This window comes from Microbacterium kyungheense, from assembly GCF_006783905.1.
Lineage (GTDB): Bacteria > Actinomycetota > Actinomycetes > Actinomycetales > Microbacteriaceae > Microbacterium > Microbacterium kyungheense.
This window is the reverse complement of sequence record NZ_VFPE01000001.1, coordinates 1,064,178-1,085,616: the sequence shown is the minus strand read 5'-3', so window position 1 is coordinate 1,085,616 and position 21,439 is coordinate 1,064,178. Positions and strand designations below refer to the sequence as shown.

The following is a 21,439-nucleotide window of genomic DNA, read 5'->3' as shown; positions in this document are numbered from 1 at the left end:
TTCAGGCGCCGGTGGCGGGCTCCGCGACGAGGATCGTCGCCTCGTGCCAGACCGGGAAGTTCACCGAGTTCGCGATGAAGCACCACTCGTTGGCCTGCCGGTGCGCGGCGTGCGCGGCATCCACCATCGCGGCATCGGCGACGGTCACGCGCGGCCGCAGCACGACCTCGCGGAAGGCGCCGCCGCCGCGCCCGTCCTCGACCATCAGGCCGGTCGCGTCGTCTTCGTAACCGACCACGACGACGCCCGCCTGCACGCACGCGTGCAGGTACGACAGCAGGTGGCACTCGCTCAGCGCCGCCAGCAGGAGGTCTTCGGGATTCCAGCGGGACGGATCGCCGCGGAACGGCTTGTCAGATGAGGCGAGCAGCGCCGGCTTGCCCTCGATCTCGAGCGTCACCGCCCGGTCGTAGTCGCGGTAGCCGGACGTGCCGGTGCCTCGGTCGCCGGTCCACGTGGTCCGGACGGTGTATCGGTGCTCACCCAGCATGCGGACAGTCTGGCATGACGGCGGCGGCCCACGTCGGCGGTAGGCTTGCGGGGTGCCGCAGACCTTCGCCGCAGCCGACGCCGCGGAACTCGCCGTCGTCGAACGCAGTGGTTTCATCGAGTCGCGGCACTCCGGGATCGCGATCGTCCTGGGCGCCGACGGCACCGTCAGCGAGAAGCTCGGCGACCCGACGGCGCTGATCCTTCCCCGCTCCAGCCTCAAGCCGCTCCAGGCGCTCGCCTGTCTGTCGGCCGGCGCACCCCTGGAGGGCGAGCGCCTCGGCCTGTCGACGGCGAGCCACTCCGGCACCGACCGGCACGTCGCGGTCGTGCGCGAGATCCTCGGTCAGGCGCAGCTCGGAGAAGAGGCGCTCGGCTGCCCCGCGGACTGGCCCGGCGACACCGCCACACGCGACGAGCTCGTGCGCGAGCTCGGCCAGCCGCAGCGCATCCGCATGAACTGCTCGGGCAAGCACGCCACGATGCTGCTCACCAGCGTCGTCAACGGGTGGGATACCGAGGGCTACCTCGCCCCCGAGCACCCGGTGCAGCTGCTCATCCGGGAGACGATCGAGCGGCTCATCGGCGAGAAGGTCTCGGCGACCGCCGTCGACGGCTGCGGCGCGCCGGTGTACGCGATAACGCTGTTCGGGCTCGCACGCGCCATCCACCGCATCGGCAACTCCTCTACCACCTCGCCGTTCGCGCTGCACCGGAGCGCCGGTGCGCTCGTCGAAGCGGTGCGCGCGAACCCGTGGACGATCGCCGGCCCCGGCCGCCCCGACACCATCGCGATCGAGCGCCTCGGCGTCTTCGCCAAGGGCGGCGCCGAGGGCGTCATGGTGATGGTCGCCCCCGACGGCACCACGGTCGCGCTGAAGATGCTGGACGGCAGCGGTCGTGCCGCCACCGCCGTCGCACTGCGCCTGCTGGAACGCCACGGCGCACTCGATTCCTCCGCCGTCGCCGAGGCGATGGCGAGACTTCCGCTGGCCGTGACCGGTGGCGGACAGGATGTCGGGGCCATCCGCCCCGCCTTCTAGAGGCGCTCCCACGAGGAGCCCGAGCGCTCCAAAGGCGGAGCGGAAAGGATCGCGCGATGAGGATCAGTGTCCCCACCGAGGTCAAGAACAACGAGTACCGGGTCGCCCTCACCCCCGCGGGCGTGCATGATCTGGTGGCCTCCGGCCATGAGGTGTTCGTGCAGCGGGGCGCCGGCGAGGGTTCGTCCATGCCGGACGCCGAGTACGAGGCCGCCGGTGCCGTGCTGCTCGACGACGCGGCCGACGTGTGGGCGCGCGCCGAGCTGCTGCTGAAGGTCAAGGAGCCGATCGCGTCGGAGTACGGCTACTTCCGCGACGACCTGGTGCTCTTCACGTACCTGCATCTCGCGGCGGACCGGCCGCTCACCGACCGTCTGGTCTCGGACGGGGTCACGGCGATCGCGTACGAGACGGTGCAGCTCCCCGGCGGCGGGCTGCCGCTGCTCGCCCCGATGAGCGAGGTCGCCGGACGCCTCGCGCCGATGGTGGGCGCGTCGACGCTGATGCGCTCGGCAGGTGGGCTGGGCCTGCTGATGTCGGGTGTGCCCGGCACCCGCCCGGCGACCGTGACGGTCATCGGCGGTGGCGTGGCCGGAGCCAACTCGGCCTACATCTCGGCCGGCATGGGCGCGGACGTGACGATCTTCGACACCAACATCCAGCGCCTGCGGTTCCTCGACGACCACTTCCAGGGACGCGTCAAGACGGCGGCATCCAACCCGCTCGATCTCGACCGGGCGGTCGTGGGCTCGGACCTCGTGATCGGCTCGGTGCTGATCCCCGGCGCCAAGGCTCCCAAGCTCGTCACGAACGACATGGTGTCGCGCATGCGGCCGGGCTCGGTGCTCGTCGACATCGCCGTCGACCAGGGCGGCTGCTTCGAGGACACGCACCCCACCACCCACGACGACCCGACGTTCCGCGTGCACGACACGGTGTTCTACTGCGTCGCGAACATGCCCGGCGCCGTGCCCAATACGTCGACGTCCGCGCTCACCAACGCGACGATGCCCTACATCCGCCAGATCGCGGGCCGCGGCTGGCGCGAAGCGCTGCGCGCGGACGCCGCGCTGGCCGCCGGCCTCAACACGCAGGGCGGGCGCGTCGTGAACCCGGGTGTCGCCACCGCGCACGGGCTGGACCTCGCGCCGCTGGAGTCCGCGCTGGCCTGATCCGAAGAGCGGATGCCGCCGTCCCGGGCTCCGCGCGAGCCCGGGATGGGGGCATCCGTCGTTCAGATCGAGATGTCAGACCAGCCCGCCGTCGATGGACCGCGTGAACTCGGCGGGATCCTCGGGCACGAGCACGGGGGTCTCGCGGTTGAGGCTCTCGCCGCGGAAGAACGGCTTGGCCCCCGGGAACATCCACCACACGAACATCAGCACGACGCCGAGCAGGAGCGAGCCGATGCCCAGGACGAACGTGCCGCCGATGCCGAACAGCACCGTGTAGCCGTAGTCGACGTCCCACATGTCGATCGCAGACTGGACGAACGCGTACGTCAGCATGAGCGCGCCCAGCAGCGGGAAGATGCCCTTGAACCAGAGGTTGCGGGCCGATGCGAACAGCTCCCTGCGGAAGTACCAGACACTCGCGTAGCCGGTGATGCCGTAATAGAACGCGATCGCGAGGCCGAGCGAGAGGATCGAGTCCTGCAGGATGTTGTCGCTGATGAGCGTCATGCCGATGTAGTAGACGCTCGCGACGATGCCCATGACGATCGTCGAGAACGACGGCGTCTTGTACTGCGGGTGCACGTTCATGAACCTGCGCGGCAGGGCGCGGTACGCGGCCATCGCGAGCGTGCCGCGCGCGGTCGGAAGGATCGTCGTCTGCGTGGACGAGACCGCCGAGATCAGGACGGCGACGACGAGCACCCAGCCGAACGGCCCGAGCAGTCCGTCCTTGATGGAGAGGAAGAAGTCGTCGGCGTTCGCCTCGTTGCCGAGCCCTGTTCCGGTGTCGCCGAGCCCCGCGTACATCATGGCCGCGACCGTCACCCCCACATAGGTGACGAGCAGGATGACGCATGTGAGGAGCGCCGCGCGCCCGGGGATGCGCTTGGGGTCCTTGGTCTCTTCGTTCAGGGCGAGGCACGTGTCCCAGCCCCAGTAGATGAAGAGCGCCAGCAGAACGGCCTCGGTGAAGCCGTGCCAGTCGGTGAACGCCGCCGGGTTGAACCACGACCAGTCCACGGGGGTCGGGTTCGGCGCCGTGCCGGTGAAGAACTGCCAGACCGCGGCGATCACAAAGATCGCGAGCGCGAGGTACTGGATGCCGAGCAGCACGTTCTGGATGCGCTCCCCGATCTCGACGCCGCGCCAGCTGATCCAGGTCATCGCGAGGATGAACACGACGCCCGTCGCGGTCACGAGCGGGACGTTGTCGGACAGCAGCGCGTCGTCCGGACTGCCGATGATCCCGTCGACGAGCGCCCAGAAATAGATGCCGCCGATCTGGGCGAGGTTGGCCAGCACGACCATTCCCGCGACCGCGACGCCCCAGCCGCCCAGCCAGCCCGTCACCGGGCCGAACGCCTTCGTGCCCCACGTGAACGTGGTCCCGCAGTCGGGGACGGCGTTGTTCAGCTCGCGGTAGGCGAAGGCGATGAACAGCATCGGGATGAACGCGACGATGAACGCGATGGGCGCCTGGGCGCCCACGGCGAGCACCACCCAGCCGAGCGTTGCGACGAGGGAGTAGACGGGAGCGGTGGAGGCGAGGCCGATGACGGTGGAACCCCATAGTCCCAGCGTGCCGGCCGCGAGCCCCTTGCCGTCCGGTCGATCGAGATCGATGGGGGAAGTAGCCACAGAGCGACGTTAGGTGCACGACGTCAGCCCGGTCAACGCGAGGCCCCGACGGTTCGGCCGGAATCGGGGGCAGGCAGGACGATGCGGACGGGATCGGCTCCGGCCGACATCAGCCACGCCCGGCCGCGCCCGGGCTCGCAGTACGGCGGCACGCCGCGGAACCCCACGAGGACGCGCAGCTCGGGCGCGCACGACGTGTCGACGACGAGGTCGTGGTCGCCGCGCACATCCGCGAGCACGCGCCAGTGGCGCTGCCAGTCCTCCGGCTCCCCCGTCAGCACGACCCGGCCGTCTGCCGTCGCCGAGGGATCGGCCGCGTACTCGTCCAGCCCGCACACCCGCGCACCCGAGGCCTGCCACACCGCGAGCGCGTGACGGCTCGACGGCGACCGCCGTGCGACGACGCCGGTGAGGCGTGCCGAGGGCTCCCATGGCTCCGCGGCGGCGTGGGTCTCGCGTGGCTGCGCGGGAGAGAGGGCCACCTGGATCGTCCGGCCGTCCAGACGGCCGCGTCCCGCCGGGGCGGCGGGGTCGAACGACGACGGGTCGCCACCGGCCGCGGCGTGGTCCATGCGCGTCGGATAGGGCAGCAGCAGGCGCCGGGGGAACAGCTCGGCGAGTCTCGCGACCTGGCCCGGCACCCGGTGCGCACCCGCGAGGACGAGTGCACCGGCCTCCCCCGCGCGCCTCACGACGGTGTCGAGGCGTTCCCACAGCGCGTGCCCGTACTCGGCCGGGAACCGTGTCGCCAGCGCATCGAGGTCATCGAGGACGAGCAGTGTGCCGGCGGCCGGCGGCTGCTCGGCCAGGGCGGTCACGGCATCCCACACCCGCTCGCCGTCCGCAGGCATCCTGATGGACCGCGGCGCCTGGGCGCTGACGAGGTCGAGCACGTTCGACACGCCGGAGCCGGGACCACCCAGCACCAGGAGCGCCCGGTCGGCCGGCGACAGGACGACGACCGGCTGACGCTGCCGCTCAGGCTCGTCGGCGATCCCCAGCAGCAGGCTGCGCAGAGGGACGGGGCCACGGGCGGCCAGCTCGGACAGCAGGACCTGACGCGGAAGCTCCGGCAGCCACGGCTTCAGAGACGTGCCCTCGCCACCGCGCAGGGCCGCGGCCGCGACGTCGTCGGGACCCGACAACGCGATGCGCACCGGCACCGGCTGCGCATCGGCGGCGCGACGGACCAGAGCACTGCCGCGCCCCGCAACACCGCCCGGAAGCAGTGCCGCGTCGTCCACGCCGAGCAGCGCACGGCTGTCGGTCGGATCGGTCACCCGCAGGCTCAGGCGCAGCGGGCAGTTCGCGAGCAGGTTGTCGCGGATCACGCCGGCTGCCCGCTGCGTGCCCAGCACGAGGTGGATCCCGAGGGCGCGTCCGCGAGCCGCCAGGTCGGCGAACACCCCGTGGAGCTCGGGATGATCGGCGAGCAGCGCGGCGAACTCGTCGACCACCACGACCAGCCTCGGCAGGCGCACGCGGGGATCGAGGATGTCGCGGGCGCCGGCCGCGGCGATCGTCGACTCGCGCCGACGGAGCTCCGCCCGCAGGCTCTCGATCGCGCGGCGCGCCCCCGACCCGTCGAGGTCCGTGATGACGCCGACGACGTGAGGCACGCCGGCGAGCGCGTCGAACGCCGTGCCTCCCTTGAAGTCGGCGAGCAGAAACGTCACCTCGTCGGCCGAGCGCGTGGCGCACAACGACAGGATCCACGTGATGAGCAGTTCGCTCTTGCCGGATCCCGTGACTCCCGCCACGACGGCATGCGGTCCGTCCTGCACGAGATCGACGATGAAGGGGGCCGTGCCCGCGCGGCCGATGACGGCCGGAAGGCCGCCGTCGGGCTGAGACCCCGCCGCACCCTCGGCCCGGAGCTCGGCAAGCGTGATCGGCGCCGACGCGTCTCGGGCGATGCCGAGGCTGTGTTCGGCACGCGCCGCCAGCCGGACGGCGACAGCGCGCGCCTGTGCGAGAGACACCGCCTCGACCTCGACGTCGACGCTCTCGCCGGCGTGCTCGACCCGGGCCGCGCCGGGCGACGTGACGGTCACGACGGCGGCGCAGCGCGGCGGGAGCGGATCGCCCGGCCGGCAGCGCGCGATCGCGATGTCGGCGTCGGCGGGCACACGGCAGCCGGGGCCCACGATCGCCAGCCGCGCGCCCGTCCCGGCAGCGCGGTGCGGTAGGTCCTGCGCCCATGCCGACTCCCCCTCGCACGGTCCGACGACGCACACGTCACCGGGCGCGTGCGCGAGGCACAACTGCAGCACGAGCGCGCGTTGCACGGCCGCGGCGAGGATGTCGGCCCCCACCACGACGACACCGCCTTCTGCGGGGACCGCCACCGGCGCCCCGTTCAGCCGCGCCGCGCTGCGGCGCACCGCGGCGGACTGGGGGTCCCCGTCGCCCCCGGTGATGCGCACCGTGCTGCTGCGCTCTCCCGCGCCGACCACGATCGGGCCGACAGGTCCGCCCCGCCAGACGTCGTCCTCGCGCGCATCGAAGTGAGCGATGTCCGGATGGCGCAGCCACAGCTGCGCCCGCTCGGCGTCGTGGCGCTCGACCACCGCAGCCGCGACCCGATCGCGCGCGCGGGCGGCCTCGACGGACGCGCGGCGGCCGTCGCGGCGGCTCGCACGGCGCGCGTCCAGCAGCGTCGCCGCGGCGATGAGGGGTCCGAGCAGCGCGAACCAGAGCGTGAAGACCGAGCCCGTCACCAGCCACAGCGCGACGGCGCCGACGACAGGCACGATCGCCGCGACCACCGGCAGCGGCGGACGCGCGGGCGCGGTCCACGCGGGCGGGAGAGTCAGCGGGTCGTCGTCGAGAGTCGTCGCACCCACATCGTCCACGGCGGACGCTGGGCGGGTCGGGGCGGTGAGGAGTGTCGGTCGCACCCCTGCAGTCCACTCCGGTATCCGCGCCGCTGTGTGCCGCGCGAACCGGACTGGGGAGAACCGGCGTCAGTCGGCGGCTGTGGAGGAGCCGGTGCCGTCGGCATCGGCAGGGGTCGCGGCATCCTCCTCGGCGACGTCGCCGTCATCGGTGCCGGCCTCGTCCGCTTCTTCCGCCTCGTCCTCGTCGCGGGCCGCAGCGGGGTCGGTGACATCGAGCACGACGATCGTGATGTTGTCGCGGCCGCCGTTCTCGAGCGCGGCCTCCATCATCGCCGTCACGGCGGCCGCGGGGTCGGCGTTCTCGTCGAGGAAATGGCGGATGCCGTAGTCGGTCAGCTCTTTCGTCAGACCGTCCGAGCAGATCACGAAGCGGTCGCCGTCGGCGACGTCCAGCCGGACATAGTCGGGCTTCACGCCGTCGCTCGGCCCGACGGCCCGGGTGATGACGTTGCCGTACGGGTGGTTCTCGGCCTCTTCCGGGCTCAGCCGGCCGGCGGCGACGAGCTCCTGCACGACGGAGTGGTCCGTCGTGATCTGCACGATCGCGCCGTCACGCACGAGGTACACGCGCGAGTCGCCGATGTTGAGCGTCACCCAGTGCGCCGCCTCGCCGCTCGTGTCGAGGAAGACGCCGGTGACCGTCGTACCGGTGCCGTCGTCGGTCGCGTCGGGGTGCGAGGCGATGTCCTTCACCGCGCGGGCGAGCGCCTTCTCGATCGTCTTGGGGGTCACGTGGCCGGCATCGGCGACCGCCGTCAGGCGATCGATCGTGCTCGCGCTCGCGATCTCTCCCCCGACGTGTCCACCCATGCCGTCGGCGACGACGAACAGCGGATAGTCCGCGAAGAACGCGTCCTGGTTCACCTCGCGACGGCGTCCGGTGTCGGTGACACCGGCCCACGAGAGCTCGAGCACGCCACCGGGAACCGGGACGGTGCGCGATTGGGTGGATACCTCGGGCACGCCCTGTCCTCCCGATCGACGGCGTCGAGACCGGGCGGCCCCGCGTCTTCACATACTAGTGGGTCACTCCACCGCGTCCTCGGACTCCGCGAGTGCGTCGACCACGATCTGCGCCGTCGTCGGCGGCGGCCCGAGCGGCACCGCGGGGACCGCGACCGGCTCGTCCTCGTCGATCGCGCCCTCGAACTGCGCGTTGTACAGGCGCCAGTACGCGCCCTTCTCCGCGAGGAGCTCGTCGTGCGAGCCCTGCTCGACGATCGACCCGTCCTCCATCACCAGGATGAGATCGGCGTCGCGGATGGTGGACAGCCGGTGGGCGATGACGAACGCCGTCCGATCCTCGCGCAGCCGCGACATCGCACGCTGGATGAGCAGCTCGGTCCGGGTGTCGACCGACGACGTGGCCTCGTCGAGGATCAGGATGCGGGGATCGGCGAGGAACGCGCGCGCGATCGTGACGAGCTGCCGCTCGCCGACGCTGAGGTTCGTGGCCTCGTCGTCGAGCATCGTGTCGTAGCCGTCCGGCAGTGCGTGCACGAACCGGTCGACGTAGGCCGCCGTCGCCGCCGCGACGAGCTCCTCGTCGGAGGCGTCGGGGCGGCCGTACAGGATGTTCTCGCGGATCGTGCCGGCGAACAGCCACGTGTCCTGCAGCACCATGCCCGTGCGCCGGCGCAGATCGTCGCGCGTCATGTGCAGGGTGTCGACGCCGTCCAGCGTGATGCGCCCGGAGTCCGCGTCGTAGAACCGCATGATGAGGTTGACGAGAGTCGTCTTCCCCGCGCCCGTCGGGCCCACGATCGCGACCGTGCTGCCCGGTCTCGCCGCGAGCGTCAGTCCCTCGATGAGCGGCTTGTCCTCGACATAGCGGAACGACACGTCGTCGAACTCGAGGCGGCTGGCGTTGTCGGCGACGGTGTGCGCATCCTCGTCGTCGGGCGTCTGCTCTTCCTCGTCCAGCAGCTCGAACACGCGCTCGGCACTGGCCACCCCGGACTGCAGCAGGTTCGCCATCGACCCGAGCTGGCTGAGCGGCTGCGTGAACTGGCGCGAGTACTGGATGAACGCCTGCACATCGCCGATCGTCATGAGACCCGCGGCGACCTGCAGACCGCCGACGACGGCGATCGCGACGTAGACGAGATTGCCGATGAACATCATGGCGGGCATGATCACGCCCGACAGGAACTGCGCGCCGAAGCTCGCGCGGTACAGCTGCTCGTTCTCGCGGAGGAAGTCGGCCTCGACCTCCTGCTGGTGGCCGAAGACCTTCACGATCGAGTGTCCTGAGAACGTCTCTTCGACGCGGGCGTTGAGCACGCCCGTGTGCGCCCACTGCTGCACGAACAGCTTCTGCGACCGTCGTGCCACCAGCACCGTGATGACCAGGGTCAACGGGATCGTCACGAGCGCGATCACCGCCAGCAGCGGCGAGATGAGGAACATCATGACGAGCACGCCGATGACGGTGAGCAGCGAGATGACCAGCTGTGACAGCGTCTGCTGCATCGTCTGGCCGATGTTGTCGACGTCGTTCGTGACGCGGCTCAGCAGCTCGCCGCGCTGCACGCGGTCGAAGTACGACAGCGGCAGTCGGTGGATCTTGTCTTCGACCTGCAGGCGCAGCCGGTGCATGGCGCGCTGCACGATGCCGTTGAGGATGCGGGCCTGCAGCCAACCGAACACGCTCGAGAACAGGTACACCGCGAGCACGGCAGAGAGGATCCACGCGAGCTGGTCGAAGTCGATGCCCGCCCCGGGCACGAAGTCCATCGCCGAGATCATGTTCGCCTGGTCCTGGTTGCCCGAGGCGACGAGCTGATCGATGACCTGCTGCTTCGTGGCGCCGGCGGGCATCTGCAGCGAGAGGAATCCCGCGAACACCACGTTGGTGCCCTCGCCGAGGAGCTTGGGCCCGATCACCGACAGCGTGACCGACAGGATGCCGAGCACGAGCACGCCGATGAGCCTGGGCATGTCCGAACGGAGGGTGCCCAGCAGGCGCTTCGCGCTCGGTCCGAAGTTCTGGGCCTTCGCGGCCGGCGCTCCTGCGCCGCCGCCGAAGGGGCCACGGCCCCCGCCGGGACCGGCCGGACGCGCGGGCGCCGAGCCCTGCTGCTGCCCGCTCATGCCGCCGCCTCCGCTGCCAGCTGGGACTCGACGATCTCGCGGTACGTCTCACAGGTCTCGACGAGGTCGTCGTGCACGCCGATCCCGACGATCCTCCCGTGATCGAGCACGACGATCTGGTCGGCGTGCTGAATGGTCGACACGCGCTGCGCGACCACGAGCCGTGTCGCATCCGGCAGGTGCGTGTCCAGGGCGCGCCGGAGGGCGGCATCCGTCCGCAGATCCAATGCCGAGAACGAGTCGTCGAAGATGTAGACCTCCGGCCGTTTGACGAGGGCCCGCGCGATCGCGAGGCGCTGCCGCTGACCACCCGACACGTTCGTGCCGCCCTGTGCGATCTGCGATTCGAGCCCGTCGGGCATCGCCCGCACGAAGTCGGCGCCCTGCGCGAGCTCGAGGGCCTCCCAGAGCTGCTCGTCGGTCGCATCGTGGTCGCCGTACCGCAGGTTCGAGGCCACCGTCCCCGAGAAGAGGAACGCCCGCTGCGGCACCAGGCCGACCCGCGTCCACAGCTCGTCCGGGTCGTAGTCGCGCACGTCGACGCCGTCGACCCGCACCACGCCGGCGGTCACGTCGAACAGCCGGGGAACGAGGCTCACCAGCGTCGTCTTGCCCGAACCCGTCGAGCCGATGACCGCCGTCGTCGTGCCGGGCTCGATCGTGAACGTGAGGTCGTGCAGCACGGCGTCCTCGGCGCCCGGATACGCGAAGTCGACGTGGTCGAACTCGACCCGGCCTGCGGGGGCGGGTGCGGATGCCGCCACCGCCGGTGCCGACACCGAGGGCGCCGTCTCGAGCACCTCGCCGATGCGGTTGGCGCACACCGCTGCGCGCGGGATCATCACGAACATGAAGGTCGCCATCATGACGCCCATGAGGATCTGCATGAGGTAGTTCAGGAACGCGAAGAGCGTGCCGATCTGCACGCCGTTGTCCTGCACCTGGAACGCCCCGAACCAGATCACCGCCACGCTCGACAGGTTCATCACGAGCATCACGGCGGGGAACATCAGCGCCATCAGGTTTCCCGCGCGCAGCGCGGTGTCCTTCACGTCGTCGCTCGCCTTCGCGAACCGCGCACGCTCCTCGCGCTCGCGCACGAACGCGCGCACGACGCGGATGCCCGACAGCTGCTCGCGCATAATCTGGTTGACGCGGTCGATCCGCTTCTGCATCTGCGTGAACGCGGGCACCATGCGCACGACGATGAGCCCGACGATGATCAGCAGCACCGGGATCGAGACGGCCATGAGCCACGACAGCCCGGCGTCCTGACGGATCGCCATGATGACGCCGCCGATCGCGAGGATCGGTGCGGAGACCATGAGCGTCGCCGACACCTGCACGAGCATCTGCACCTGCTGCACGTCGTTGGTGTTGCGCGTGATGAGCGAGGGTGCGCCGAACTGCCCGACCTCGCGCTGCGAGAACGCGACGACGCGGTGGAAGAGGTCGCCGCGCAGATCGCGGCCCATCCCCATCGCCAGGCGCGATCCGAAGTACACCGCGATGATCGAGCAGATGACCTGCGCGAGGCTCACCAGCAGCATCACGCCGCCGGTCTGCCAGATGTACGGGATGTCCCCCTTGACGACCCCCTCGTCGATGATGGCGGCGTTCAGCGTGGGCAGCCACAGCGAGGCGATCGACTGGGCCAGCTGGAACACCACCACGGCCACGATGAGCGGCCAGGCGGGGCGGAGATATCTCCCCAGGAGCTTCCCGAGCACGGCGGTCCTTTCCGGCGCGCGACGTCGCCCGCTCCGCGGACCGCGCACGAGAAGTGACGCTACGCCTGCGCGCGCGTCGCCGACAACCCGGGGCGTACGCCGTCGGCGAACTCGGGTCGCGGGGCCGCGAGGACGTTCCCGGCGGCCGCGACGCGGCCGCCGGGAACGCGGGTCAGGCGGCTGCTTCGGGCGGCGGGAAGAGCCCGTCGAGCAGCTGCAGCTCGGCCTCTGTCGGCGTCCACGCGGTGGCCGCGTCGGCGTTGGCGCGCACCTGCTCCGGGGTCGTCGCCCCGGCGATCACGCTCGACAGCGCGGGGTGCGACAGCAGCCAGCCGAACGTGGCCTGGAGCATCGTGATGCCGCGCTCGTCGCAGAACGTCTGGTACTGCTCGAGCGCGTCCCACGGCGCCTCGTAGTAGAGGTTCTGGCGCTGGCGCATGATCCGCGAGTCGGCGGGCGCGTCGTCGCGCGTGAACTTGCCGGTCAGCAGGCCGTTGTGCAGCGGGAAGTACGGGAAGAAGCCGAGGCCGTACCGTTCGACGGCGCGCAGCACGTTCCGCTCGGACCCGCGAGAGAGCAGGCTGTACTGGTTCTGGGCCGAGATGTACGGCACGCCGCGACGCATCAGCGCCGTGAAGTGCGCCTCGGCGATCTGCCAGCCCGAGAAGTTCGAGTGGCCGATGTAGCGCACCTTGCCCTCGCGCACGAGGTCGCCGAGCGCGTCGAGCGTCTCTTCCATCGGTGTGTCGTTGTCGGGCACGTGGAGCTGGTACAGATCGATCCAGTCCGTCCGCAGGCGGGTGAGGGATGCCTCGACCGCACGCCGGATGTACGACCGGGAGCCCTTCGCCCCCAACGGCGGGTACCCCATGTCGCGGCCGGGGTGCCCGAACTTCGTCGCGAGGATCACCTGATCGCGGCGGCCCTCCAGCGCCTCGCCCATGAGGGTCTCGGACAGCCCCGGCTGACCGCCGTACATGTCCGCGGTGTCGAGGAACGTGACGCCCGCGTCGATCGCGGCGTCGAGCACGGCACGCGTGCCTTCGAGGGTCTCGGTGCGGGTGCCCTCGCGGCCGAAGTTGTTGCAGCCGAGGCCGACGGCGGACACGAGCAGGCCGGACGCGCCGACACGGCGCAGCGGAACAGTGGAGGTCATGCCTCCACGTTATCCCCGCTAACGCACCGGCCCTGCCGCGGGCGGCCGGCGGGTCCCGCGCAACGGAACAGCCCCCCGCCCGGAGGCGAGGGGCTGCCGGTCACGTCACTGCTTGGGCGTCTCGGGGGCGTCCGGGGCTGCGGGCGGCTCGGTCGTCGGCGGCTCAGGCGCCGAGGGCGGCGTCTGCGGCGCGGCCGGCGGCGTCTGCGGTTCCGTCGGCGGGGTCACCGGAGGCTGAGCGGCCGCGGGCGGCGGGGTCGTCGGCGCTGCGGGCGGAGCAGGCGGCGGGGTGTATCCCGCCGGCGGAGCGGGCGGCGCGGTGTAGCCGGCCGGCGGAGCGGGCGGAGCCGCGTACCCCGCGGGGGGCTGGTAGCCGCCGGCGCCCGGTGCGGTGGCGGGGTTTGCCGGGTAGCCGCCGGAGGGCACCTGGCTGGGGACTCCTGCCCAGACCGTCTTGTCGGCGAGGAAGTTCCCGGCCCACGGAGCCGCGGGGATCGCGGTGTTCCACCGCGATCGATCGAACGCGTTGATGCCGAGCCACACGATGGCGAGGAAGAAGTACAGGATGAGCCACACGGCTTCCTTCTGCAGCTTCAGCCCGATGCGCCACGCCGCCGCGAGCGAGTACAGGAAGGCCGCGAGCCCGATGAGCCAGCCGAGGACGGGGACCCAGCCGAGGACGACGGTGCCGCCCCAGAGGATCAGCAGCCACCACGGGTTGAGGTCTCCGAGCTTGACGAAGATCAGGGTGTTGTAGAACGGCACCCACGCGCGCCACTTGCCCTGCACGCCGGCCTTCTCGAAGATCTTCATGAGGAACCAGGAGCCGATGATGTAGGCGGCTACCGCGAACAGGAAGAAAAGCGGGGCGAGGATCAGGAACGCCCAGACGCTCCCGTACCCGCTGTCGTCGTACGAATCCATGGTGCGACCTCCGGAGAGACGGATGGCGTGTGGGGCACGCCGCGGAGCCGCTGCTCCGCTCGACACATGCTAGCGACGCTCCCAGCTGCCTGTCAGCATTCGTGACGCAATGGGGGGATAGCCCCTCCGCGCCCCGGTGGATAGCCTGAGCACAATTCTCCGACCGAAGGGCCACCATGACCGACCCGACCCCGTCCGCCGCCACTCCCCCGCCGCTGCCCGAGCAGTCCGCTGCTGCCGCCGCCGCAGGCGCACCGGCTGCTGCGCCGGCTGCCGCACGCGCTTCCGCACCCGTCGATCCGGACGACACCGGCGTCCCTCCGGTCCGCGGCGAGGCCGCCGACGTCGGCAGGGGATTCTTCTCCGCGCTGTTCGACCTGTCGTTCCGCACGTTCATCACGCGTCGGCTGGCGAGCGTGTTCTACCTCGTCGGCCTGATCGCGATCGGCATCGGGTTCGTGGTGTACCTCGTGGGCGGCATCCTGAGCGGCATCTCGATGCTGTGGTTCAACCCGGGAGCCGGCATCAGCGCCCTCATCGCGACCGTGATCGTCGTGCCGGTGCTGACCTTCCTCGCGGTCATCCTGCTGAGGTTCGTCATCGAGGCCGTCGTCGCGCTCATCGCCATCGCCGAGAACACCGAGCGCACGGCCCAGCACACCAAGCGCTGACACCCGTCAGGCGTGCAGCTCCAGCTCTCCGGCACCGGACTCGCGCACGCGCAGGCCGGCGGCATCCGCCCAGCGCACGAGTCCCGCGGCGGACGAGATCCGCGGCCGCTCCTGAGCGAGCAGGCGCACGAGCGCGCCCTTGGCGTGCTTGTTGAAGTGATTGAGGGCGCGCACCGCCCCGTCCGGCCCCTCGCTCACGACGCGGACGTAGCGCGCCGGGATGCCGTCGGGGAGAGGCCCGAGGGCGACGTACGCCTCGGAGCGCAGGTCCAGCACGAACCGCGGCCGGTGCTCCGCGAGCGCCGATGAGACGGCGTCGGCCCACAGCCGTCGCAGCGCCGGCACGCCCGGCAGCGACGTGCCCGCGCCCAGGCGGTAGGCGGGGATGCCGTCGAGCGCGCCGACGGGCCCGAACGGTGCCGAGTGGATGAGGACATGGCCGCCGAGCCATCGTCGCGATGCGGACGAGAGGGATGCCGCACCCAGCGCGTCATAGAGCACGCCGGTGTAGCGGTCCACCGCCGGCATGGTCGGCGCGGCCCGCAGCGCGGCGTTCACCGCGACCTCGCCCCACTGCTTCGGACCGAGCTTGAGGACGCGCGCGGCCGCATCCTCGTCGGTCGACAGCGCGATCAACGCGTCCATGACGGCCGCGCGCTGCGGTGCGAGCACCGGCAGCGCGATGCCCGCGGCGTCGAATGCACGCCCCGTCCCACCCGGTCGTTTCGTCTCCGACGGCGGCAGCAGGATCAGCATGACAGGCCTTCCAGATCTTGAGCGAGCGGGGAGTGCGATCATCGGGCGCGGCGCGGAGCGCGCCGACCAGGACGAGACGCAGAGACGAGACGCCCCGAGCCGACGAACGGCTCGGGGCGTCTCAGCGACGTACGGGTGTCAGGAGATCAGTGCGGCGTTGCCGGCCACGATGGTGAGCACGTCGCCCTCCATCGAGAGGAAGCCGTCCTGCGCGTTCGCGACGATCTTGGTTCCCGAGGTCTCGGTGATGCGCACCTGACCCTCGGCGAGGATCGCGAGCACCGGCTCGTGACCGCTCATGAAGCCGATCTCGCCCTCGACGGTCTTGGCGACCACGAGCGAGGCCTCACCCGACCAGACCTCCGCGTCCGCGGAGACGAGGCTGACGTTGAGCGGCATGTCAGCCGTTCTCCTTCTGGATGCGCGCCCATGCCTCTTCGACGTCCGAGATGCCGCCGACGTTGAAGAACGCCTGCTCGGCGACGTGGTCGAACTCGCCCTTGACGATCGCGTCGAACGACTCGATGGTCTCCTTGATCGGAACCGTCGAACCCTCGACACCCGTGAACTTCTTCGCCATGTAGGTGTTCTGCGAGAGGAACTGCTGGATGCGGCGCGCGCGGGCGACGACGATCTTGTCCTCTTCCGAGAGCTCGTCGACACCGAGGATGGCGATGATCTCCTGCAGTTCCTTGTTCTTCTGGAGGATCTGCTTCACGGCGGTGGCCACGCGGTAGTGGTCCTCACCGATGTAGCGCGGGTCCAGGATGCGGCTGGTCGAGGTCAGCGGGTCGATGGCCGGGTACAGACCCTTCGACGCGATCTCGCGCGAGAGCTCCGTGGTGGCGTCCAGGTGCGCGAACGTGGTCGCCGGCGCCGGGTCGGTGTAGTCGTCGGCGGGGACATAGATCGCCTGCAGCGAGGTGATCGAGTGACCGCGCGTCGAGGTGATGCGCTCCTGGAGCACACCCATCTCGTCGGCGAGGTTCGGCTGGTAGCCCACGGCCGAGGGCATGCGGCCCAGCAGCGTCGAGACCTCGGAACCGGCCTGCGTGAAGCGGAAGATGTTGTCGATGAACAGCAGCACGTCCTGCTTCTGCACGTCGCGGAAGTACTCCGCCATCGTCAGCGCCGACAGGGCGACGCGCAGACGCGTCCCCGGCGGCTCGTCCATCTGGCCGAAGACGAGGGCGGTCTTGTCGAAGACGCCCGCCTCCTCCATCTCGCCGATGAGGTCGTTGCCCTCACGGGTGCGCTCGCCGACGCCGGCGAACACCGAGACACCACCGTGGTCCTGCGCCACGCGCTGGATCATCTCCTGGATGAGGACGGTCTTGCCGACGCCCGCGCCGCCGAAGAGGCCGATCTTGCCACCCTGCACGTAGGGGGTGAGCAGGTCGATCGACTTGATGCCCGTCTCGAACATCTCGGTCTTGGACTCGAGCTGGTCGAACGAGGGCGCCTGGCGGTGGATGCCCCACCGCTCGGTGATCTCGATGGTCTCGCCCGGCTCGGCGTTCAGCACGTCGCCCGTGACGTTGAAGACCTTGCCCTTGGTGACGTCGCCGACGGGCACCGTGATGGGGCCGCCGGTGTCGCGCACCTCCTGGCCGCGGACCATGCCGTCGGTGGGCTTCAGCGAGATGGCGCGCACGAGGTCGTCGCCGAGGTGCTGTGCGACCTCGAGCGTGATCTCGGTCGACTCGCCCTCGATCGTGATCGTCGTCTTGAGCGCGTTGTAGATGTCGGGGATCGAGTCGTGCGGGAACTCGATGTCGACGACGGGGCCGGTGACGCGGGCGACGCGGCCAACAACCGTCGACTCGGTCTTGGCGCCTGTCTCTTCAGCGGTGAGGCTCATGGCTTCTTCTCTTTCGTGTGGTCTTGAATCACTTGCTCGACGCCAGGGCGTCGGCGCCACCGACGATCTCGGCGATCTGCTGCGTGATCTCGGCCTGGCGCGCGTTGTTGCGCAGGCGCGTGTAGTCGGTGATGAGCTTGTCGGCGTTGTCGCTGGCGGACTTCATCGCCTTCTGCGTCGCGGCGTGCTTCGCAGCAGACGACTGCAGGAGCGCGTTGAAGACGCGGCTCTGGATGTACACCGGCAGCAGTGCGTCCAGCACCGTCGCGGCGTCCGGCTCGAACTCGTAAAGCGGGTACACCTGCGCGGATGCGGACTCTTCGGCCTCGACCACCTCGAGCGGGAGCATGCGCACCGTCTCGGGCGTCTGCGTCATCATGCTGACGAAGCGGTTGTAGACGAGGTGGATCTCGTCCACGCCACCGCTGTCGCCGCCGCGGTCGTAGGCGTCCAGGAGCGCCGCCGCGATCTCTTCCGCGGTGGAGAAGTGCGGCGTGTCGGTGTCGCCCGTCCACTCCCCCGCGCTGTCCATGCGACGGAACTGGAAGTACCCGACGGCCTTGCGGCCGATGAGGTAGAACACCGGCTCCTTGCCCTGCTCGCGCAGCAGCTGCGCGAGCTCGAGCCCCTCACGGAGGACCTGCGAGTTGAACGCGCCCGCGAGTCCGCGGTCGGAGGAGAAGATCACGACGGCGGAGCGGCGGATCGTCTCGCGTTCGACGGTCAGCGGGTGGTCGACGTTGGAGTGCGTCGCCACGGCGGAGACGGCACGCGTCACGGCACGCGCGAAGGGCGAGGACGCGCGCACACGCGCCATCGCCTTCTGGATGCGCGAAGCCGCGATGAGTTCCATCGCCTTCGTGATCTTCTTGGTCGTCTGAGCAGTGCTGATCTTCTGCTTGTAGACCCGGAGTTGTGCGCCCATTGTCCTAGTCCAGGCCCGCCCTAGCGGCGGCCCTTGACGATCTTCTCCTGGTTCACGTCTTCAGCCTCGGCCGCCGCGACCTCTTCGTGTCCCGGCTTGCCGATGGCCTGGCCCTTTCCGGCCTGGAACTCGAGGATGAACTCGTCGGTCTTCTTGCTGAGCTCGGCCACGGTGTCGTCGTCGAGGACGTTCGTGTCGCGCAGCGTGTCGAGGATCGTCGTGTTGCGTCGCAGGTAGTCCAGCAGCTCGCGCTCGAACGACAGCACGTCCTCGACCTCGATAGAGTCCAGCTTGCCGTTCGTGCCGGCCCAGATCGAGACGACCTGCTCCTCGACGGGGTACGGCGAGTACTGCGGCTGCTTGAGCAGCTCCGTCAGACGCGCACCGCGGGCGAGCTGACGACGCGAGGCCGCGTCGAGGTCCGACGCGAACATCGCGAAGGCCTCGAGCGAACGGTACTGGGCGAGCTCGAGCTTGAGCGTTCCCGAGACCTTCTTGATCGACTTGACCTGTGCGTCGCCGCCGACTCGCGAGACCGAGATGCCCACGTCGACCGCGGGGCGCTGGTTGGCGTTGAACAGGTCGGACTGCAGGAAGATCTGGCCGTCGGTGATCGAGATCACGTTGGTCGGGATGTACGCCGAGACGTCGTTGGCCTTGGTCTCGATGATCGGCAGACCCGTCATCGAACCGGCGCCCAGCTCGTCCGACAGCTTCGCGCAGCGCTCGAGCAGACGCGAGTGCAGGTAGAAGACGTCGCCGGGGTACGCCTCGCGGCCCGGCGGGCGGCGCAGCAGCAGCGACACGGCGCGGTACGCCTCGGCCTGCTTGGTCAGGTCGTCGAAGATCACCAGGACGTGCTTGCCCTCATACATCCAGTGCTGGCCGATGGCCGAGCCGGTGTAGGGCGCGAGGTACTTGAAGCCGGCCGGGTCGGAGGCCGGGGCCGCGACGATGGTGGTGTACTCCAGCGCGCCGGCGTCCTCGAGGGCGCCCTTCACGGCTGCGATCGTCGAGCCCTTCTGGCCGATCGCGACGTAGATGCAGCGGACCTGCTTGTTGACGTCGCCCGACTCCCAGTTGGCCTTCTGGTTGATGATCGTGTCGATCGCGATGGCCGTCTTGCCGGTCTGGCGGTCGCCGATGATCAGCTGACGCTGGCCGCGGCCGACCGGGATCATCGCGTCGATGGCCTTGATGCCGGTCTGCAGCGGCTCGTGCACCGACTTGCGCTGCATGACGCCGGGCGCCTGCAGCTCGAGGGCCCGGCGGCCGACGGTGGCGATCTCGCCGAGGCCGTCGATCGGGTTGCCCAGCGGGTCGACGACGCGGCCGAGGTAGCCGTCGCCGACGGCGACCGAGAGCACCTCGCCGGTGCGGGTGACGGTCTGACCCGCCTCGATGCCGGCGAAGTCGCCGAGGACGACCACACCGATCTCGTGCTCGTCGAGGTTCAGCGCGAGCCCGCTCGTGCCGTCCTCGAACGTCACGAGCTCGTTCGCCATGACACCCGGCAGGCCCTCGACGTGCGCGATGCCGTCCGCGGCGTCGATGACGGTGCCGACCTCGGTGGCCGCAGCCCCCGTGGGCTCGTAGGCGGCGACGAAGTCCTTCAGCGCGTCACGGATGACGTCGGGGCTGATAGAGAGATCTGCCATTGTTTTCCTTCGTTCATGGGGCCTCGGCCCCGAAATCTCCGCGCGTGGCGGGAAGTCTGTGTCAGCCGGCGAGCCGCTGACGGAGGTCTGCCAGGCGCGACGAGACGCTCGCGTCGATCACGTCGTCGGCGATCTGGACGCGAAGGCCCCCCACGACGGTCGGGTCGACGATGGTGTTGAGCGAGACCCGCGTGCCGTATCGCTTGGTGAGCGCAGCGGTGAGCCGGTCGCGCTGCGCGTCGCTCAGCGGTGCCGCGGCCACGACGGTCGCCACGGCGCGGCCGCGCTGGTCCGAGACCAGCCTGGTCGCGCGCGACAGCAGCTGCCGAACCCGGCGCTCGCGGGGCTGGCGGATGAGGGACGCCGCGATCAGCGTCGTCCCCTCGCTCGCGCGGCCCTTCAGCAGCGACTCGACGAGCGTGCCCTTCGCGGCGGAGTCGCCCAGACGGCTCCCCAGCGCGAGCTCGAGCTCGGGGTTGTCTGCGACGGTCCGCGAGAAGGCGAAGAGCTCGGCCTCGACGTCGGAGCCCGCGTCGGCCACGGCCGCCGCGCGCACCGCCAGCTCTTCGATGGCGTCGACCAGGTCGTCGGGCGTCGACCAGCGCTGCGCGACGGCGGTCGTCAGCAGCGACGCCGTCGTGGGCTTCACAGCAGCGCCGAAGACGGCGGCGACGACCTGCCGGCGAGCCTCCGCCGGCGCGGCGGAGTCGGCCAGCGCGCCGCTCAGCTGCGACGAGTCGCCCACGGCGCGTGCCGCGGCGAAGAGCTCGCGGGCGACGTCGAGGTCGACGCCGGTCGCGGCGCCGAGCGCCGCGGTCGTCGCCGCGAGGGCCTGAGTGGTCGCGCTGCCCATTACGCCTTGGCCCCTTCGGACTCTTCGAGCTCGGCGAGGAAGCGGTCGACGACGGCCTGCGCCTTCGCGTCGTCCGAGAGGGTCTCGCCGATGACGCCGCCCGCGAGGTCGAGGGCGAGCGTGCCCACCTCGCTGCGCAGCGACACGAGCGCGGTCTGGCGCTCGGCCTCGATCTGGGCGTGCGCGGTGGCGGTCAGGCGTGCGGCCTCCGCCGAAGCGGTGTCCTTCGCCTCGGCGACGATCTTCTTGCCGTCCTCACGGGCGGCATCGCGGATCTCACCGGCCTCCTTGCGGGCCTCGGCGAGCTGCGAGGTGTACTCCTCGAGCGCGGCCTCGGCCTTGCGCTGGGCCTCGTCGGCCTTGGCGATGTTGCCCTCGATCGCCGCGGAGCGCTCGTCGAGCATCTTCTTCATGCGGGGAAGGGCGACCTTCCAGAACACGAAGAGGATGATGACGAAGCACACCGCCGACCAGATGATGTCGTACCACGCGGGGATCAGAGGGTTGTGAGCCTCTGCCTCCTCGGCGGCGTACGTGACAAGAGCGTTCAGCATCCTGTCTCCTTAT

General features: G+C 70.4%; 18 protein-coding genes. 3 read left to right on the top strand and 15 right to left on the bottom strand.

All coding sequences use genetic code 11. The annotated features are described in order from the left end of the window. Position 1: 1 nt before the first annotated feature. Positions 2-490 (bottom strand): OsmC family protein, encoded by a 489-nt coding sequence (locus FB391_RS04755; protein ID WP_141893103.1) that lies wholly within the window; start codon positions 488-490, stop codon positions 2-4. Positions 491-542: 52 nt separating this feature from the next. On the opposite strand from FB391_RS04755, the gene FB391_RS04750 reads away from it, so the two are divergent. Both FB391_RS04750 and ald read left to right on the top strand, forming a co-directional pair. Next, complete coding sequence (locus FB391_RS04750) at positions 543-1,532, top strand: asparaginase (protein ID WP_141893102.1); 990 nt, start codon at positions 543-545, stop codon at positions 1,530-1,532. A 56-nt stretch (positions 1,533-1,588) separates the two neighbouring features. Next, the gene (gene ald / locus FB391_RS04745) at positions 1,589-2,704 is read left to right on the top strand and encodes an alanine dehydrogenase (RefSeq protein WP_141893101.1); all 1,116 of its coding nucleotides are present in this window, start codon (positions 1,589-1,591) and stop codon (positions 2,702-2,704) included. 75 nt (positions 2,705-2,779) lie between these two features. Here ald and FB391_RS04740 read toward each other — a convergent pair whose 3' ends face one another. From FB391_RS04740 to FB391_RS19615, 7 genes are all read right to left on the bottom strand, one after another. After that, on the bottom strand, positions 2,780-4,345 hold the full coding sequence (locus FB391_RS04740; RefSeq protein ID WP_141893100.1) for an APC family permease: 1,566 nt from the start codon (positions 4,343-4,345) through the stop codon (positions 2,780-2,782). 32 nt (positions 4,346-4,377) lie between these two features. Next, positions 4,378-7,245, bottom strand: a complete 2,868-nt coding sequence (locus tag FB391_RS04735; protein WP_141893099.1) for an FtsK/SpoIIIE domain-containing protein — start codon at positions 7,243-7,245, stop codon at positions 4,378-4,380. 66 nt (positions 7,246-7,311) lie between these two features. Next, on the bottom strand, positions 7,312-8,208 hold the full coding sequence (locus FB391_RS04730; RefSeq protein WP_141893098.1) for a PP2C family protein-serine/threonine phosphatase: 897 nt from the start codon (positions 8,206-8,208) through the stop codon (positions 7,312-7,314). Between the two features lie 63 nt (positions 8,209-8,271). After that, the gene (locus FB391_RS04725; RefSeq protein WP_141893097.1) at positions 8,272-10,338 is read right to left on the bottom strand and encodes an ABC transporter ATP-binding protein; all 2,067 of its coding nucleotides are present in this window, start codon (positions 10,336-10,338) and stop codon (positions 8,272-8,274) included. Further along, on the bottom strand, positions 10,335-12,068 hold the full coding sequence (locus tag FB391_RS04720) for an ABC transporter ATP-binding protein (protein ID WP_141893096.1): 1,734 nt from the start codon (positions 12,066-12,068) through the stop codon (positions 10,335-10,337). Before FB391_RS04720 ends, FB391_RS04725 begins: the two co-directional genes overlap by 4 nt. 172 nt (positions 12,069-12,240) lie before the next feature. After that, the gene (locus tag FB391_RS04715) at positions 12,241-13,224 is read right to left on the bottom strand and encodes an aldo/keto reductase (RefSeq protein WP_141893095.1); all 984 of its coding nucleotides are present in this window, start codon (positions 13,222-13,224) and stop codon (positions 12,241-12,243) included. 105 nt (positions 13,225-13,329) lie between these two features. Next, positions 13,330-14,148 carry a DUF5684 domain-containing protein gene (locus FB391_RS19615; protein ID WP_185842941.1) on the bottom strand — a complete coding sequence of 273 codons (819 nt, stop codon included), beginning with the start codon at positions 14,146-14,148 and terminating at the stop codon, positions 13,330-13,332. 176 nt (positions 14,149-14,324) lie between these two features. On the opposite strand from FB391_RS19615, the gene FB391_RS04710 reads away from it, so the two are divergent. Continuing rightward, complete coding sequence (locus FB391_RS04710; protein WP_141893094.1) at positions 14,325-14,819, top strand: DUF4282 domain-containing protein; 495 nt, start codon at positions 14,325-14,327, stop codon at positions 14,817-14,819. A gap of 6 nt (positions 14,820-14,825) precedes the next feature. Here FB391_RS04710 and FB391_RS04705 read toward each other — a convergent pair whose 3' ends face one another. The 7 genes from FB391_RS04705 to FB391_RS04675 all read right to left on the bottom strand — a co-directional run bounded on the left by FB391_RS04705 (position 14,826) and on the right by FB391_RS04675 (position 21,426). Beyond that, on the bottom strand, positions 14,826-15,575 hold the full coding sequence (locus tag FB391_RS04705) for a YaaA family protein (RefSeq protein ID WP_141893093.1): 750 nt from the start codon (positions 15,573-15,575) through the stop codon (positions 14,826-14,828). A 138-nt stretch (positions 15,576-15,713) separates the two neighbouring features. Then, on the bottom strand, positions 15,714-15,974 hold the full coding sequence (locus FB391_RS04700; RefSeq protein WP_141893092.1) for a F0F1 ATP synthase subunit epsilon: 261 nt from the start codon (positions 15,972-15,974) through the stop codon (positions 15,714-15,716). A 1-nt stretch (position 15,975) separates the two neighbouring features. Beyond that, entirely contained in the window at positions 15,976-17,436 is a 1,461-nt protein-coding gene (gene atpD, locus FB391_RS04695) for a F0F1 ATP synthase subunit beta (protein WP_141893091.1), read from the bottom strand. A 28-nt stretch (positions 17,437-17,464) separates the two neighbouring features. Beyond that, entirely contained in the window at positions 17,465-18,361 is an 897-nt protein-coding gene (locus FB391_RS04690) for a F0F1 ATP synthase subunit gamma (RefSeq protein WP_141893090.1), read from the bottom strand. Between the two features lie 20 nt (positions 18,362-18,381). Beyond that, positions 18,382-20,019, bottom strand: coding sequence for a F0F1 ATP synthase subunit alpha (atpA, locus tag FB391_RS04685; RefSeq protein ID WP_141893089.1), 1,638 nt, complete (start codon positions 20,017-20,019; stop codon positions 18,382-18,384). A 61-nt stretch (positions 20,020-20,080) separates the two neighbouring features. Further along, complete coding sequence (locus FB391_RS04680; protein WP_141893088.1) at positions 20,081-20,872, bottom strand: F0F1 ATP synthase subunit delta; 792 nt, start codon at positions 20,870-20,872, stop codon at positions 20,081-20,083. Beyond that, positions 20,872-21,426 carry a F0F1 ATP synthase subunit B gene (locus tag FB391_RS04675; protein ID WP_141893087.1) on the bottom strand — a complete coding sequence of 185 codons (555 nt, stop codon included), beginning with the start codon at positions 21,424-21,426 and terminating at the stop codon, positions 20,872-20,874. The genes FB391_RS04680 and FB391_RS04675 overlap by 1 nt, the downstream gene beginning before the upstream one ends. Positions 21,427-21,439 lie beyond the last annotated feature (13 nt).

What these genes read in the sequence shown, in the direction of transcription:
- FB391_RS04755 (WP_141893103.1), bottom strand. Translation starts at nt 490, where the DNA reads ATGCTGGGTGAGCACCGATACACCGTCCGGACCACGTGGACCGGCGAC.
- ald (WP_141893101.1), top strand. Translation starts at nt 1,589, where the DNA reads ATGAGGATCAGTGTCCCCACCGAGGTCAAGAACAACGAGTACCGGGTC.
- FB391_RS04725 (WP_141893097.1), bottom strand. Translation starts at nt 10,338, where the DNA reads ATGAGCGGGCAGCAGCAGGGCTCGGCGCCCGCGCGTCCGGCCGGTCCC.
- FB391_RS04715 (WP_141893095.1), bottom strand. Translation starts at nt 13,224, where the DNA reads ATGACCTCCACTGTTCCGCTGCGCCGTGTCGGCGCGTCCGGCCTGCTC.
- FB391_RS19615 (WP_185842941.1), bottom strand. Translation starts at nt 14,148, where the DNA reads ATGGATTCGTACGACGACAGCGGGTACGGGAGCGTCTGGGCGTTCCTG.
- FB391_RS04710 (WP_141893094.1), top strand. Translation starts at nt 14,325, where the DNA reads ATGACCGACCCGACCCCGTCCGCCGCCACTCCCCCGCCGCTGCCCGAG.
- FB391_RS04705 (WP_141893093.1), bottom strand. Translation starts at nt 15,575, where the DNA reads ATGCTGATCCTGCTGCCGCCGTCGGAGACGAAACGACCGGGTGGGACG.
- FB391_RS04700 (WP_141893092.1), bottom strand. Translation starts at nt 15,974, where the DNA reads ATGCCGCTCAACGTCAGCCTCGTCTCCGCGGACGCGGAGGTCTGGTCG.
- atpD (WP_141893091.1), bottom strand. Translation starts at nt 17,436, where the DNA reads ATGAGCCTCACCGCTGAAGAGACAGGCGCCAAGACCGAGTCGACGGTT.
- FB391_RS04690 (WP_141893090.1), bottom strand. Translation starts at nt 18,361, where the DNA reads ATGGGCGCACAACTCCGGGTCTACAAGCAGAAGATCAGCACTGCTCAG.
- atpA (WP_141893089.1), bottom strand. Translation starts at nt 20,019, where the DNA reads ATGGCAGATCTCTCTATCAGCCCCGACGTCATCCGTGACGCGCTGAAG.
- FB391_RS04680 (WP_141893088.1), bottom strand. Translation starts at nt 20,872, where the DNA reads ATGGGCAGCGCGACCACTCAGGCCCTCGCGGCGACGACCGCGGCGCTC.
- FB391_RS04675 (WP_141893087.1), bottom strand. Translation starts at nt 21,426, where the DNA reads ATGCTGAACGCTCTTGTCACGTACGCCGCCGAGGAGGCAGAGGCTCAC.